Raw genomic sequence first — 15,063 nt, forward strand, 5'->3', positions numbered from 1 at the left:
GAACCTCTCCTAACTCCCTGAGGCTTGGCTAGGGCCTTTTGAATTTGAAATCAAATCCGTCGGTCAAACGAAACTGTACGGATCCACATCCACGCTCACCCGCACCCCGCGCGGCAGGTCCAGCCGGGCGAGCCAGTCGCGGATCACGTCCTGTACCTGCGCGCTGCGGCGGGCGTTGACCAGCAGGCGGTAGCGGTAGCGGCCGCGCAGCAGCGCCATCGGGGCGGGGGCGGGGCCGAGGATGGCGATGTCCTTCACCCGCGGCTGGGTGCCGCCGATCGCGCGCGCGGCATCGCGCGCTTCGGCTTCGTCCTCGCTCGATACGATGATCGCCGCCCAGCGGCCGAAGGGCGGGGCGCCGGCGTGGCGGCGGGCCTCGGTCTCAGCGGCGTAGAAGGCGTCGCGGTCGCCCGCCGCCAGCGCCTCGATCACCGGGGATTCGGGGTGGCGGGTCTGGATCAGCACCGTCCCCGGCTTGGCCCCGCGCCCGGCGCGCCCGGCGACCTGCGCGACCTGCTGGTAGGTGCGCTCCGCCGCGCGCAGATCGCCGCCCTCGAGGCCCAGGTCCGCATCGACCACGCCGACCAGCGTCAGTTCGGGAAAGTGGAACCCCTTGGTCACCAGCTGGGTGCCGACGATGACATCGATCGCCCCGGCTTCTGCCTGCGCGACGAAGGCGGCGGCTTTCTCCGGCGTGTTGAGCGTGTCCGAGGTGGCGACGGCGACGCGCGCATCGGGCAGGATCTCCGCCACCTCGTCGGCGATCCGCTCGACCCCCGGGCCGCAGGCGACGAGGCAGTCGAGCTCGCCGCATTCGGGGCAGTTGGTCGGCGGCTTTTCCTCGTGCCCGCAGTGGTGGCAGGCGAGCCGCCGGCTGAAGCGGTGTTCGACCAGCCAGGCGCTGCAATTGCCGCACTGGAAGCGGTAGCCGCAATTGCGGCACAGCGTCAGCGGGGCATAGCCGCGGCGGTTGAGGAACAGCAGCGACTGCTCGCCGCGTTCGATCCGGGCGAACAGCTCGCGGGTGAGCGGCGGGGCGAGCCAGCGGCCGTGTTCGGGCTTGTCCTCGGTCAGGTCGACGATGCGGATCTCGGGCAGCTGCGCGCCGCCGTAGCGGCTGGGCAGGTCGAGCTTTTGGTAGATCCCGCTTTCGGCCATCTGCAGGCTTTCGAGCGCGGGGGTGGCGCTGGCGAGCACCACCGGGATGCGTTCGAACCGCGCGCGCATCACCGCGACATCGCGCGCGTTGTAGCGCACCCCGTCATCCTGCTTGAAGCTGATCTCGTGCGCCTCGTCGACCACGATCAGCCCGAGGCTGGCATAGGGCAGGAACAGCGCGGAGCGCGCGCCGACCACCACCTGGGCCTCTCCGCTCGCGATGGCGCGCCAGGCGCGGCGGCGCTCGGTCGATTTCAAGGAGCTGTGCCACACGATGGGGGCTGCGCCGAAGCGGTCCTCGAAGCGGCGCAGGAAGGCTTCGGTCAGCGCGATCTCGGGCAGCAGGACGAGCACCTGCCGGCCTTGCCGTAGCGCCGCCGCGACCGCTTCGAAATAGGTTTCGGTCTTGCCCGATCCGGTCACCCCGTCGAGCAGGTAGGGGGCGAAGCTGCGCGCCTCGACCGCCTCGACCAGCGTGGCGGCGACCGCCTGCTGCCCGGGGTTGAGATCGACCGCGGCATGGCCCGCATCGGCGCGGGGGTAGGGGCGGTCGCAGTCGACCAGCACCGGTTCGAGCACGCCCTGGTTGACCAGCCCGCGCAGCACCCCGTCGGACACATCGGCGAGTTCGGCCAGCTCGCGGATCGTCGCCTGCTCGCCTTCGAGCGCACCCATCGCCCGCTCGCGCATCGGTGTCATCCGCTCGGGCATTCCCCCGGTGAGGCGGTATTCGGTGACCGATGCCGGCCCGCGCAGCGCACCGCCCGAGGCAATCACCATCCGCGCGACCGAGGCCAGCGAGGCGCAGTAATAATCCGCGGTCCATTCGATCAGCCGCCGCAGTTCGGGGCGGATCGGGGGAACGGGCAGCACCTCGAGGATCGGGCGCAGCTTGGCCTCGGGCACCGGATCGGTCGGCAGGCGGTCCTCTTCCCATACGACGCCGATGATCTGGCGCGGCCCGAGCGGAGCGACCACGACCGAACCGTATTCGACCGCCACGCCTTGCGGCACCCGGTAGTCCAGCGGACCCAGGGCGGCATTGAAGACGAGGCATCGGACGCGGTTCATGTTAGGGGAGCCATATGGGCACCCGTCAGCGGTGGCGGCAAGAGAAGGAGAGCGGGAATTGACCGATATTGTTGCATCGAGCCTCAACCGGCGCGTTTTCATCGTGGGTGCATCGGCGGCCAGTGCTCTGGCCCTGTCCGGCTGCAACACCATTCCGGGCTATAGCCTGACCGACGCGGTGCGCCGCCTGCTGCTGCTGTCGAGCGAGCGCGCCTTCGTGCGCCTGACCGCGCCGGGCGGGTACTGGGACCAGCAGGTAGCCCGCATCGGGCTGGGCAGCATCATGGGGACGCGCGGCGATATCCTCTCCTCGATCCTCACCTCGGCGCTGTTCAAGAACCAGCTGGAGGATGCCTTCGCCGACCTGGCGGTGCAGGGTGCCGAGAGCGCGGCGCCGATAGTAGCGGATGCGGTGCGGGTGGTCGGGGGCTCCGCCGCCGAGCAGCTGATCCGCGGGGGGCCGACCGCTGCGACCGGCTTCCTGCGCGGCGAGCTGGGCAACCGCTTGGTCGAGGCGATGGTGCCCGAACTCGGCCAGGCGATCCGCGTGGCGCAGGATCCGGTGATCGGCCAGGCGATTGCGCGGCTTTCGGGGGTCGATGTGTCGGGCGTCGCCAGCCGCTTCTCGGCCACCATCAACGATGCGATCTGGAACGAGATGGGGATCGAGGAATCGGCCATCCGCAGCAATCCGCGCGCGACCAATGACCCGTTGCTGATCGGCGTGTTCGGGCTGGGAAATCTTTAGCTCCGCGCCCTAGCCGCGCGCGGGTGGCTTGGCTAAAGCCTTGCGGGAATCACCCATCCCGCAAGGACCGCACGCCATGAAATTCTTCGCCGACACCGCCGATATCGACGACATCAAGGACCTCGCCGCCACCGGCCTGCTCGACGGGGTCACCACCAATCCCTCGTTGATCGCCAAGTCGGGGCGCGACTTCATGGAAGTCACCCGCGAGATCTGCGGCATCACCAGCGGCCCGGTGAGCGCCGAAGTCGTCGCGCTCGACCATGCGACGATGATGAAAGAGGCCGAGGTCCTGCGCAAGATCGCGGACAATGTCTGCATCAAGGTGCCGCTGACGATCGACGGGCTCAAGACCTGCAAGGCGCTGACCGACGACGGCACCATGGTCAACGTCACGCTCTGCTTCAGCGCCAACCAGGCGCTGCTCGCGGCGAAGGCGGGGGCGAGCTTCATCTCGCCCTTCGTCGGGCGGCACGACGACAACGGCGTCGACGGGATGGAACTGATCGCGGATATCCACACGATCTACAGCAACTACGGCTTCGAGACCGAGATTCTCGTCGCCAGCGTGCGCCATGTGACCCATGTGCTGCAGGCCGCACTGATCGGGGCGGACGTGATGACCGCGCCGCCCAAGGTGATCAAGCAGCTGTTCAACCACGTGCTGACCGACAAGGGCATCGAAGGCTTCCTCAAGGACTGGGAAGCGACCGGGCAGAGCATCCTGTGATCTGAAGCTTGGCCGACGAAACGCCCCTCGACCGCTTCAAGCGTGCGCTGACCGGCACGGCGCGGGCGATCGCGCACGAGCCGGAGGTCGAAGTTGCGTGGAGCGCGGATGCTCCGGCGGCGAGCGGGAAGAACTTCCGCGTGCCGCTGCCGGGGCGCAGTCTGCCGCCCGACCAGGCGGCCGAAGCACGCGGCTTTGCCGACAGCTTCGCGCTCCGCCTGCGGCACCACAACGAGGCATTGCACGCGAGGCGAGCGCCGAGCGAGCCAGTCGCGCGGGCTTGCTACGACGCGGTCGAGCAGGTCCGCTACGAAGCGCTCGGGGCCAACAATTTCAGCGGAATGCGCGGCAATCTTGAGGCTGCGAACGAACTGCGCACAGCGTCCGACCCGATCGCCCGCGCGCAGGGCGAGAACGATGTCCCGCTACAAAGCGCATTAGGCCTGCTGCTGCGCGAGGAACTGACCGGCGCGGCGATCCCCGAGCGCGCCCGCGCCGGGGTCGAGATGGTGCGCGAATTCATCGAGGCGCGCACCGGCGGTGATTTCGAGGCGCTGGCACTGTCGATCGACAATCAGGAAGCCTTTCAGTCGCTTGCGCTCGACATGTTGCAGCATCTCGAACTCACCCGGCCCGACGATGCGGGCGAACCGGAAGACAGCGGCGACGAGGACGACGGCCAGGACGAACAGGAGGACGACAGCGAGCAGGAGTCCGACGGGGCCGAGCCGCAATCGACCGAGATGGCCGGCGAGATGGCCGAAGGCGAATCGGATGGCGACGACCAGACCGAAGCCGAATCGTCCGACGACATGTCCGACGGCGAGGCGGGCGAGGAGGGCGACGAGGGCATGCTCCCCGTGCGCCCCAACCGCCCGTGGACCGATATCCCGAGCGACTTCGAATACAAGTATTTCACCGACAAGTTCGACGAGGTGATCGAGGCACCCGAGCTGTGCGACAGCGAGGAGCTCGACCGGCTGCGCGCCTATCTCGACAGCCAGCTCACCGGCCTGCAATCGATCGTCACCAAGCTCGCCAACCGCCTCCAGCGGCGGCTGATGGCGCAGCAGAACCGCAGCTGGGACTTCGACCAGGAAGAGGGGATGCTCGACGCCGCGCGGCTCGCCCGGGTGGTGATCAGCCCGGGCCATTCGCTGAGCTACAAGATCGAGCGCGACACCGAGTTCAAGGACACCATCGTCACCCTGCTGATCGACAATTCGGGCAGCATGCGCGGGCGGCCGATCAGCATCGCGGCGATCAGCGCGGACATCCTCGCGCGCACGCTCGAGCGGTGCGGGGTCAAGACCGAGATCCTCGGCTTCACCACCCGCGCGTGGAAGGGCGGGCAGAGCCGCGAGGCCTGGCTTGCCGACGGCAAATCGCCGCACCCGGGGCGCCTCAACGACCTGCGCCACATCATCTACAAGAAAGCGGACGAGCCGTGGCGCCGCGCGCGCCGCAATCTCGGACTGATGATGCGCGAGGGGTTGCTGAAGGAAAACATCGACGGCGAGGCGCTGCTGTGGGCGCACCAGCGTCTGCTCGGCCGCAGCGAGGACCGCCGCATCCTGATGGTGATCAGCGACGGTGCACCGGTCGACGACAGCACCTTGAGCGTCAACAATGCGGGATATCTCGAGCAGCACCTGCGCCGGGTGATCGATTGGATCGAGAAAAGCTCGCCGGTGCAACTCGCCGCGATCGGCATCGGGCATGACGTAACGCGCTATTACAAGCGTTCGGTGACGATCATGGACGTCGAACAGTTGGGCGGGACGATTATCGAGCAGCTGGCCGGACTGTTCGAGGTGGAGTGAGGCTAACCAACAAGAGTTTGTGTTGTAAGTCCCCTTCTGGCTTTTTCTTCAATATCCTTCAAAATGGAGTCCTTGCGACCTTTAAGCCAGAGGTTGAATGTCGGGTCAACTAGACTGACATAGACTTTATCGCTCTTCGATCGCTTGTGAATACGAAAGACAGTCTGAAACTTTTGAGCTTCGGAGTGCTTGGCAAATTTTAGGGACCTATATACTTGTGTGACCCATTGACATGGGTCCGATAAACACCTATAAGACGAGCATCAGCAAGGGAAACCGCGATGCTCAAGACCTTCAACAGCCTGATCCAGATGATGGAAGCCATCCCTGACGAACAGGCAGCGATTGACCATTTTACAGCGATCCGATGGAAGAACGGTGCGTTCTGCCCGCACTGCCAATCGACCCGCGTCTATCACTTCTCGGATGGCCGAAGCCACAAGTGCGGCGACTGCCGCAAGCGGTTCTCAATCCGCGTGGGCACCATCTTCGAGGACAGCAAGTTGCCGCTGCGCAAGTGGTTGCTGGCGATCTGGCTTATCACCAGCCACAAGAAGGGCATCGCGAGCACCCAGCTGGCCAAGGACATTGGCATCACGCAAAAGTCGGCGTGGTTCGTTACCCAGCGCCTGCGCGAAGCGATCCGCACACAGTCCTTCAACCGCACCCTGAAAGGCGAGGTTGAAGCTGACGAGACATTCGTCGGTGGCAAAGAGAAGAACAAGCACGCGTGGCAGCGCACGGGCGGCAAGCAGGGCGGGAAGGGCAAGATTGCCGTGCTGGGCGTTCTCGAACGCGGCGGCGAACTGCGCACCACAATCACCCCAAGCATGGGCGCAAAGGACGTTCAATCGGTGATCCGCGAGCATGTCGAGCCGGGATCCAACCTCATGACCGACGAGCATGGTTCATTCGTCGGGCTGGCGCGCGATTATCACCATCACCGCGTCAACCACACTGCTGGCGAGTATGTGCGCCACTACATCCTCCACAGCAATGGCATCGAGAGCGTTTGGGCGCTGTTCAAGCGCCAGATCATCGGAACTCACCATTACCTTTCGCCAAAGCACTTTAGCCGCTATCTCGGTGAAATGACTTGGCGCTTCAATCTGCGGGAAATGGACGAGGGCGAGCGGGTCAATGCCCTGCTGTCGCAGGCCGCTGGTCGCCTCACCTACAAGGACCTGATCGCGTGACCAATGGCGAGAAGCGCGAGCGGCCATTGTATCTCGACATGGACCCTGACGAGGCGCTGGAGCGTTTCATGCAAACCGATCCAGCGGAATTGAAGCGCAGGCTCGACAACAAAAAGCCCCCGCCGAAGCGAGGGCCAGGTGCTGCGAAAAAGGCAAAGCCGAGCGGCTAGCTACTTGCTGCGAAAGTGGGCGCGGACGTGTTCGATACGTCCATGCCGAATGCGAAAATACGCTTGGATATAGACCATCGGTCCCTCCATCGCATGATGTGGGTTGCATCCGGTGCCGTTTGGTGCGAATTGATGATTGTACTATCGTTCGCTTCGGCAACGGTTCGAGAGGCCATCCTTCGGGGTGGCCTTTTTCGTTCCTGCTAGATCATGGTCCCATTTGGCGCTCCATCGGTTGCCCGGTGTTCCGGGTTGCGATGGAGGTTGCTGCTTGGAAAATTCGCGGTCAAAATCTGCCGCAAATTCGCGGCAAATTCGCCAGAAATTCGCCGCACTTTTCAGCGATCTCCCGGTCTACCGCGCTTTTGTGGTCCTCGTAAATCGCGGACTTTCTGCCGCGAAACATGATTATCAGGGAACATTGCTTGTGCGGAACGCAGTGCAGCTTCTTCCGTCGAATGCTGATGCACTTGCGAGAAAACTTCGTGCCACCTTCTGAGATCGGCGTCAGGAACTGGTGGTCTCGTGTCTTTTGCGCTGGCTTGACCGGGTCGCGGGTTGCCCTCGCCACCGGGGAGATTGTCAGGCCAGAATCGCCCCCCATAAATCTCGACTGTTCCCCTGAACTTCGATTTGCCCTTCGTCGTTGGGATGCTGGCGCTAAAGTATCCAGTCTCCCAAAAATCGCTGGCTTCATCAGGAACAGACAAGTGCCAATACCAAGCGTCTATGACGGGGTAGCTCAGTGAGATCACTGTTCCGTCGAGTGCCCAAATCGCTTCATGTGCGATAACCTGAACTCGCGCACTCCTGATTTCACGATGCAACTGAGTGACTGCCAGCCCTTTGCTGCTCAGCCCCAACGAAGCGAGTGCGCCTTCCGGATGCAAACAACGCGCGTAAGACTCAGCGTCAGCGACGAGGAAAACAGGAGCCTCGAACGTCTCAGCATCACGCCGCGCTCGTGCTTCTGAAAGCTCTTTCTCCCGCTCCCAAAGGTTCTGCTGCAATAGCTTCGAAAAATCCGACTCGCCTGTCATGCGAGCATATTCGTCGGATTCCTAAGCTGGGTCAAACAGGTATATAGGCCCCAAATTTTACGCATGCGTTATAAGAAAAATTCTTATCAAAATTCAGGTCGCTAAAGTTAGTTTCTATCCGCTTCTGGAGTCCTTGCATATCAATCAGTGGAGAGGATTTCGCATTTCTTGAAATCATAGCGTGATAGATGAAGAGAATGGATCGGTTGTCTCGATCAACATTTAAAAGTTCTCCATGCACATCTGTGAAATTGCAGTGCTTTAAGGCTGTTTCTTTTACAATTTTCGTGCCGTTTAGGTCTTTTGTTATCACCTCACAATCCGCCGACTTTTCCCTGATCCCTGCAATTTTGCACGCCTCCTTGCATGCTTCCTGAAGAATATATACGCTCCCGTTGGACTCTCTAACTACAGTTTCGGCAAATCCATCAGGAAATCGTATGTTCAGCCTATCACATCCGTTAAGTACGACCTGAAGAAGGTCGTCCTTCGACCATATATTGCAGTTTATATCTTCAACCCTTCCGCTTAGCTCTGGACATAAAGCTGTAAGGATTTTGTCCTCCACCCAGACACCGACAAATATAAAAACGACTCGAGTATTATCAAAAAGCATTTTTGCGACGTTAGCGAGCCATCTTTGTGTCTTTCTAGAAGCCTTGTGAAAGTCGTCAATTATCAAGAAAATATCATCATCGCCAATTGGATCCCGAGAGTGGCTTATATCTTGAAATAGCGTCCTACAATCGCCTAAATTGTCTAAATCGTAAATCTTTTTGTCGGTGATGCGAAAAACGGTTCTATCATTCTTTGCGAAATTTTGCCTGAACGATGCCAATATGTTTGTGCTGTTGACTCTTATTCCGCCTTCCGTCGTTCTCGTAGTCGCAACCTCACTTTCTTGGAGTTTTTCAACATCGCTCCGGCCATATATTGCCTCGAGCAGAGCATCATTAAATTGCTCGACAGTGAAATTTTCGCTACATTGTACATATAGCCGCTCATTGATACCAACTTGCTTTTCTATAAGAGAACTCTTGCCTGTCTTGGATGCGCCGAACACCGATACGTGCTTACGAGCGTGAAGAGCATCGATGAAGCTCAAATCCACGTCGTCTCTACTGACGTAGTTATCTAGTTCAAATGCTCGACGCACTCCGAATACGTCGGTTACCTTAACCGATTGAGTTTTGTTCATGAGCCCCCCAATGCGGATCGTCTTAGCTGGAGATCGGCTATTTGCAAGGTGTGGCTTCAGAGATAGATGCTAGTTCCGAGGTCGAAATCCGCCGAAGGTAACCAGCCAATGAACGTCACCGAAGCCGTCGCCACCCGCCGCTCCGTGCGCGCATTCCTCGATACACCGGTTGAAAGCGAGACGCTTACCCGCATCCTCGAGAATGCGCAGCGTTCGCCCTCGGGCGGGAACACCCAGCCGTGGCACGGCATCGTCCTGACCGGCGAACCGATGCAGGAGCTGTTCGACCGCGTGGCGCAGGACCTGCCCAAGGGGCGTGAGGCCTTTGCGCCCGAATACAACGTCTATCCGCCCGAACTCGACGGCGCCTACGAGCAGCGCCGAAGGGGGGTGGGCGAGGATATGTATGGCGCGCTCGCCATCTCGCGCGAGGAGAAGGGCAAGAGGCTGATGTGGTTCGCCAACAATTTCCGTGCTTTCGGCGCGCCTGTTCTCATGCTGGTTCACACGCCGAAATATATGGGCCCGCCGCAGTGGAGCGATATCGGGATGTGGCTCCAGACCATCGGCCTGCTGTGCCGCGAAGAGGGGCTCGACACCTGTTTTCAGGAGGCATGGGCGGTCTATTCGCCGCAGATCCGCGAAGTGGTCGATATCCCGGAGGATCACACATTCTTCTGCGGGGTCGCCATCGGCTATCGCGATCCGGAGGCCCCGGTGAACAACTTCCCCGTCGCCCGCGCCCCGATCGAGGAAAGCATCGCATGGAGCGGCTGGGACTGACCCATATCGGGAATCGCTCGCACTCCCGGCTGCAAACCGGGGCAAATCATTGGCGAGTGTCCAAAATTTCCTAGGTGCGACTCAATAGCGCCGCTAGGCTCCCCGGCATAAAAACAAAAGTCACGGTGTCGCGTACGTAGGGCGGGAACGCATTTCCGCCCCTATTGCCTTGGGAAGGGGAAGCCCACGTGACGCGGCGGAAAGCCATCATTTTTGCAGGCCTAATGGCCGGAACCTGTTTCGCGGCACCGGCCCAAGCGCAGGGCCAGCCGCCGCAGGTGCGCGACAGCTTCCCGATCGGCAACGGCGAAGGCATCCAGTGCCAGGTGCAGGATCGCAGCGTCGGCAATCCCGCCAAGCAGACGATGTTCGACCGCCGCTGGGCGGTGGTGTGCCGCGACAGCTCGCGCCCGGTGGCGACGATCTACGCCTTCAGATCGACCGGAAGCTCTCTGCCCGAGGTTACCGAAGAAGACATCGAATGTCCGACAAGCATCGGCTTCATATACATTGGGCAGGGAATTCGCCGCGATTCGTGCAGGTTGTCTGGCACGAACGACCTGGACTGGTTTCGATATCAGGCCGATTCCGGCGATATGGTCTTCGTAGCGGAGGGTTTCGCGGCCTATGACGCTGCCACTCAGCTGGCGCTCCGGTCAGTGGTGGACAACGCGATTGCCGACGGGCCGATCAACGTCGCGACCACTTCGATCGCGGATCCGCTGTCGTTTGCCCGTGTGCAGGCCGAATCGCTCGCGCCCGAGCAGGCGCTGTGGGAGGGATATCGGCGCAATCTGGGCGGGGAATATGCCGAGGCAGCGGCCTATTTCGAGACCCTCCAGCAGCGGCTCGAGGGCAATTCGGACGAGACGATCAATCCGGGTGAGTTCCTCGTTAACCGAGCGTTGCAGAAGAGCAATCTCGGCCAGTTCGCCGAAGCCAACCAGCTGTTTTCCGATGCCGAGTCACTGACCGAAGGCGATCCGATAGCCGGACGGCTGCACCGCAATTTCGAGGCGATCCACTTGCTCAACCAGGGCTTCGTGATCGAGGCGATCGACCGCGCGTCACGCGACCTGACCCTTACCTCCGCCGGGGCCGAGGAGCTCGAAAGCGGGCTACGGATCACCCTGCCGCTGTCGGCGCGGATCAACCAGTCGGGCGAGGGCGACGGAATCCTCTCCTTTGTCGACGAGCTCAAGCTGACCCCGCAGGAACGAGCCGAGATCATCGACGCGCAGGCGCTGCAACTGCGTGGGACCGGGCTCCGGATCGAAGGCGATGTAGCTGGCGCGCGCCAGTCGCTGCTCGACGCCTATTCGCGCGCGATGGCCGTACGGGATGGGCGAGTAACCTCCATCACCCGGATGCGCGCGCAGATCCTTGGCGAGCTGTCGCTTATTGCCGAGCAGGATGGCCGGGTGGCCGACGCCGAAGCGCTGCTGCGCAACGCGCTCGAACTGCTCGAACTGCAGTATCCCGAACGCCGCGCGCTGAGCGGGGCGCAGGCGCGGCTCGGCAGCTTCCTGCTGCGGCGCGGGCGCGATGACGAGGCGACCGCGCTCTACCGCACGGTGATCGACCGCTCGCTGGGCAAGCGCGACGCGGTACTCGGCTTCGCCAACCAGCTCAATCCTTACTACCGGCGGCTCGCCACGAGGGTGGATCGCGATCCGGCTGCGGCGGCGGAGTATTTCCGCGCACTTCAGGTGCTCCAGCGTCCGGGCGTAGCCGAAACACAAGCGATCCTTGCGCGCGAGCTCAGCGCCAAGTCGGACGAAGGTGCGGCGCTGTTCCGCCAGTCGCTCGACCTCGGGCGCGATATCGAACGGCTGCGGATGCGCTTTGCCGCCCTAGGCAAGGCGGACGCCACCGCGGAGGTGATGCAGGAACGCGCCGAGCTGTCGACCCAGATCGAGAATCTCGAGCGCCAGCAGCAGGCTACGCAGGTCAGGCTGAACGACTTCCCGCAATACCGCGTGGTTGCCGCACGGTCGCTCGAGCTGAGCGAGTTCAAGGCGCAGCTTGCCCCCGGCGAGGCTTATACGAGGCTGGCGATCATCGGCGGCGATATCTTCATGTTCTATACTGACCGCGACACCTCGCGGGCCTATCGCGTGGCGATGAGCGAGGAAGATCTCGATTTCCACGTCGACATGCTCCGCGCATCGATTTCGCTCTACGAAGGCGGGCAGTACAGCACCTACCCCTACGACGTCGGCATGGCGCACGATCTCTACAAGGGATTGTTCGGCCCGCTCGAAGCCGAGCTCTCCGGCGTGACGCACCTCGTGTTCGAGCCCGACGGCGCGATGCTGCGCCTGCCGATCGACATTCTAGTGACCGACGATGCCTCGGTCGCGCGCTACAATGCGCGGAGCGCAGCTGCAGATGGGGACGCGTTCGATTTTACCGGGATGGCCTGGTTCGGGCGTGACCGGCTGATCAGCACCACGGTCTCGGCGCAGGCCTTCGTCGATGCGCGCGCCGCCGGCGGATCGGTGGCGACGCAAGACTATCTCGGTATGGGACGCAACGCACCGATCGGCGACGGCTCGATGATCCGCGCCGCATCGATCGGCGGGAGCGACAGCTGCGGGTGGGGCGTCGAATTGTGGAACCGCCCGATCAGCGACAGCGAGCTGGTCGCTGCCGAACAAATCGTCGGCGAATCTCAATCACGGCTGGTCACCGGTGCGGCATTTTCGGATGCCGCGATCACGCAGGCGAGCGACCTCGACCAGTACCGCGTGGTCCATTTCGCGACCCACGGCCTGGTCACGCCGCCACGCCCGGGCTGCCCGGCCAACCCGGCGCTCGTCACCTCGTTCGGGGCCGGCGATTCGGATGGCCTGCTGACCTTCGAAGAGATTTTCGACCTCGATCTCGATGCCGACATCGTCATCCTTTCCGCCTGCGATACGGCGGGTGCGGCCAGCATCGAGGCGACCCGCGCGGCGGGGCTTACGAGCGGCGGGGGGACCTCGCTCGACGGGCTGGTTCGCGCTTTCGTCGGTGCGGGCAGCCGCTCGGTCATGGCCAGCCACTGGCCGGCGCCGGACGATTTCGAGGCAACCGGCCGATTGATGACCGGCATGTTCAGCCGCGCCCGGCAAGGCAGCGTCGGTTCGGCCTTGCGGCAGTCGCAGCGACTGCTGATGGACGATCCCAACACCTCGCATCCCTATTATTGGGGCGGCTTCTCGATCGTCGGCGATGCATCCATGCCGCTGCTCTCGGCGGGCAATCGTCCTGCGCCGATCGCGGTGCAGGACGATGCGAGCGCCGTGGCGGTGGTCGGCCAATGATCGATCCCATGACAATCAAACGGAGGGCTTGCGCCATTTCCAAGCGACATATCGCTCGCGCCTTGCTGGCGGCACCGTTGATGGCGGCAGCTGTCCTGCCCGCATTGGCGCAGGCGCAGACGGCCCCGGTTCCCACCACGCGGGAAGAAATCCGCCGGGGCGAGCTGGAAGATCGCTTGCGGACGCAGGGTCAGGCGGTGACGGTCGACGACGGGACGATCGAACGGGCACCGTGCCCGCTCGCCGATGCGCAATTCGCCGACCTGAGGTTCACCTTCACCGGGGCGCAATTCACCGGGCTCGAAGCCATCGGGTCGGACATCGTGCACCCCGCCTATGCCGACCTCGTCGGGCAGGAACTGCCAGTTTCGGCGATCTGCGACATCCGCGACCGGGCGGCGACGATCCTGCGCCAGCGGGGCTATCTCGCTGCAGTGCAGGTGCCGGTGCAATCGGTCGACACCGGCGTGGTGCGGTTCGATGCCGTGCTCGCCCGGATGACTGCGGTGCAGATCCGCGGCGAAGCGGGCAAGTCGAGCAAGGCGCTCCAGCGCACGATCGACCGGCTGGCCGGGCAGGCGGTGTTCAACATCGACGAGGCGGAGCGTTACCTGCTGCTGGCGCGCGACATTCCGGGCCTCGACGTGCGGCTGGTGCTGCAGCCTGCCCCGCGCGAGAGCGGGGCGCAGCCGGGCGAGGTGGTCGGCATCTTCAATGTCGTGCGCACACCGTTCTATTCGGATGCAAATATCCAGAATTTCGGCTCGCGCGCGGTCGGCCGCTTCGGCGGGTTGCTGCGGATGCGGTTCAACGGGATCACCGGGCTGGGCGACGAGACCATCCTCAGCGCCTATTCCACCGCCGACACCAGCGAGCAGACGGTGTTGCAGGCGACCCACGAATTCCGCGTCGGCGGCGAGGGGCTGAAGCTCGGGGCAAACTTCACCGCTGCATGGTCGACGCCCGACATTCCCGGACCCGATCCGTTCGAGTCGGACACGATCATCGCATCGGCCTATGCGACCTATCCGTTCAAGCGATCGCAGGCGGCCAATCTCTACGGCACGGTCGGCTTCGATCTGATCGACCAGAACACCGATTTCACCGGCGTGCCGCTGAGCGAAGACAATCTGCGGGTGGCTTACGCGCGGCTCGACTTCAACCGGATCGACGAGCCGAGCCTGCGCGGCGTGGGCGGCTACTCCGGGCTCGAACCGCGCTTCGGGCTGGCGGGGACGCTGGAAGTGCGTCAGGGCCTCGATGTCCTCGGAGCGAGCGAAGATTGCGGCCCTGCGGCGGGCAATTTCGCCGCCTGCGCCGTGCCCGGGCTGGTGCCGATTTCCCGGCTCGACGCCGATCCGACCGCGCTGGTTGTGCGCGGGCAGGCACAGATCGATTTTCGGCCGACCCCGCTGTGGAAGCTCAGCCTCGCGCCGCGCTTCCAGTATTCGCCCGATGCCTTGCTCGGGTTCGAACAGCTCTCGGGCGGCAACTACACCGTCGGGCGGGGTTTCGACCCCGGCTCGGTGATCGGTGACAGTGGCTACGGCGGGAATGTCGAGATCGCCTATGGCTCGCTGCTGCCCGAAGTGGCCGGCGGCAGGGCGGTGCAGGGCTACGCCTTCTTCGACCTGATGGCGGTCAGCAACAAGAATGTTCCGGGCGATCCGCAGACCATCAGTTCGGTCGGCGGCGGAGTGAGGGCCAGCCTCGCCGACCGGATCTATCTCGACGTGTTCGGAGCGGTACCGCTCGAGCGGGCACCATTCCAGGCGCAGCGCGGCGATGTGCGGCTGCTGGTCAATCTGACGATCCAGCTCGCACCGTGGCGCCGGTGA

General features: G+C 63.2%; 11 protein-coding genes. 8 read left to right on the forward strand and 3 right to left on the reverse strand.

What is annotated here, in order from left to right; genetic code table 11:
- Positions 1-63: 63 nt before the first annotated feature.
- Complete coding sequence (locus NSO95_RS05050) at positions 64-2,229, reverse strand: primosomal protein N' (protein WP_257595072.1); 2,166 nt, start codon at positions 2,227-2,229, stop codon at positions 64-66.
- 58 nt (positions 2,230-2,287) lie between these two features.
- On the opposite strand from NSO95_RS05050, the gene NSO95_RS05055 reads away from it, so the two are divergent.
- The 5 genes from NSO95_RS05055 to NSO95_RS05075 all read left to right on the forward strand — a co-directional run bounded on the left by NSO95_RS05055 (position 2,288) and on the right by NSO95_RS05075 (position 6,896).
- Positions 2,288-2,977 (forward strand): DUF4197 domain-containing protein, encoded by a 690-nt coding sequence (locus tag NSO95_RS05055; RefSeq protein ID WP_257595073.1) that lies wholly within the window; start codon positions 2,288-2,290, stop codon positions 2,975-2,977.
- 76 nt (positions 2,978-3,053) lie between these two features.
- Complete coding sequence (gene fsa, locus NSO95_RS05060) at positions 3,054-3,707, forward strand: fructose-6-phosphate aldolase (protein WP_257595074.1); 654 nt, start codon at positions 3,054-3,056, stop codon at positions 3,705-3,707.
- 8 nt (positions 3,708-3,715) lie between these two features.
- A complete protein-coding gene (gene cobT / locus NSO95_RS05065; RefSeq protein WP_257595075.1) occupies positions 3,716-5,530 on the forward strand; it encodes a cobaltochelatase subunit CobT in 1,815 nt (604 codons plus the stop codon).
- A gap of 281 nt (positions 5,531-5,811) precedes the next feature.
- Positions 5,812-6,726 carry an IS1595 family transposase gene (locus NSO95_RS05070; RefSeq protein WP_257595076.1) on the forward strand — a complete coding sequence of 305 codons (915 nt, stop codon included), beginning with the start codon at positions 5,812-5,814 and terminating at the stop codon, positions 6,724-6,726.
- Complete coding sequence (locus NSO95_RS05075; RefSeq protein ID WP_257595077.1) at positions 6,723-6,896, forward strand: hypothetical protein; 174 nt, start codon at positions 6,723-6,725, stop codon at positions 6,894-6,896. Before NSO95_RS05070 ends, NSO95_RS05075 begins: the two co-directional genes overlap by 4 nt.
- Before the next feature lie 338 nt (positions 6,897-7,234).
- On the opposite strand, the gene NSO95_RS05080 is transcribed toward NSO95_RS05075, so the two are convergent.
- Together NSO95_RS05080 and NSO95_RS05085 are read right to left on the reverse strand one after the other, a co-directional pair.
- Positions 7,235-7,936 (reverse strand): hypothetical protein, encoded by a 702-nt coding sequence (locus NSO95_RS05080; RefSeq protein WP_257595078.1) that lies wholly within the window; start codon positions 7,934-7,936, stop codon positions 7,235-7,237.
- A gap of 31 nt (positions 7,937-7,967) precedes the next feature.
- Positions 7,968-9,041, reverse strand: a complete 1,074-nt coding sequence (locus NSO95_RS05085; protein WP_257595079.1) for a hypothetical protein — start codon at positions 9,039-9,041, stop codon at positions 7,968-7,970.
- A gap of 201 nt (positions 9,042-9,242) precedes the next feature.
- Here NSO95_RS05085 and NSO95_RS05090 point away from each other — a divergent pair, with 201 nt between their 5' ends.
- The 3 genes from NSO95_RS05090 to NSO95_RS05100 all read left to right on the forward strand — a co-directional run bounded on the left by NSO95_RS05090 (position 9,243) and on the right by NSO95_RS05100 (position 15,063).
- The gene (locus tag NSO95_RS05090; protein WP_257595080.1) at positions 9,243-9,917 is read left to right on the forward strand and encodes a nitroreductase; all 675 of its coding nucleotides are present in this window, start codon (positions 9,243-9,245) and stop codon (positions 9,915-9,917) included.
- Positions 9,918-10,141: 224 nt separating this feature from the next.
- Entirely contained in the window at positions 10,142-13,225 is a 3,084-nt protein-coding gene (locus NSO95_RS05095; RefSeq protein WP_257595081.1) for a CHAT domain-containing protein, read from the forward strand.
- Positions 13,226-13,305: 80 nt separating this feature from the next.
- Positions 13,306-15,063: a ShlB/FhaC/HecB family hemolysin secretion/activation protein gene (locus tag NSO95_RS05100; RefSeq protein ID WP_257595082.1), complete on the forward strand. Its 1,758-nt coding sequence runs from the start codon at positions 13,306-13,308 to the stop codon at positions 15,061-15,063.

Origin of the sequence: Parerythrobacter lacustris, from assembly GCF_024626475.1 — a bacterium.
Classification (GTDB): domain Bacteria; phylum Pseudomonadota; class Alphaproteobacteria; order Sphingomonadales; family Sphingomonadaceae; genus Parerythrobacter_A; species Parerythrobacter_A lacustris.

Bases quoted from the DNA above. Each gene is read 5' to 3' on its own strand.
- NSO95_RS05050 (WP_257595072.1), bottom strand. From the start codon at position 2,229: ATGAACCGCGTCCGATGCCTCGTCTTCAATGCCGCCCTGGGTCCGCTG.
- NSO95_RS05100 (WP_257595082.1), top strand. From the start codon at position 13,306: ATGGCGGCAGCTGTCCTGCCCGCATTGGCGCAGGCGCAGACGGCCCCG.
- NSO95_RS05070 (WP_257595076.1), top strand. From the start codon at position 5,812: ATGCTCAAGACCTTCAACAGCCTGATCCAGATGATGGAAGCCATCCCT.
- NSO95_RS05095 (WP_257595081.1), top strand. From the start codon at position 10,142: ATGGCCGGAACCTGTTTCGCGGCACCGGCCCAAGCGCAGGGCCAGCCG.
- fsa (WP_257595074.1), top strand. From the start codon at position 3,054: ATGAAATTCTTCGCCGACACCGCCGATATCGACGACATCAAGGACCTC.
- NSO95_RS05080 (WP_257595078.1), bottom strand. From the start codon at position 7,936: ATGACAGGCGAGTCGGATTTTTCGAAGCTATTGCAGCAGAACCTTTGG.
- NSO95_RS05090 (WP_257595080.1), top strand. From the start codon at position 9,243: ATGAACGTCACCGAAGCCGTCGCCACCCGCCGCTCCGTGCGCGCATTC.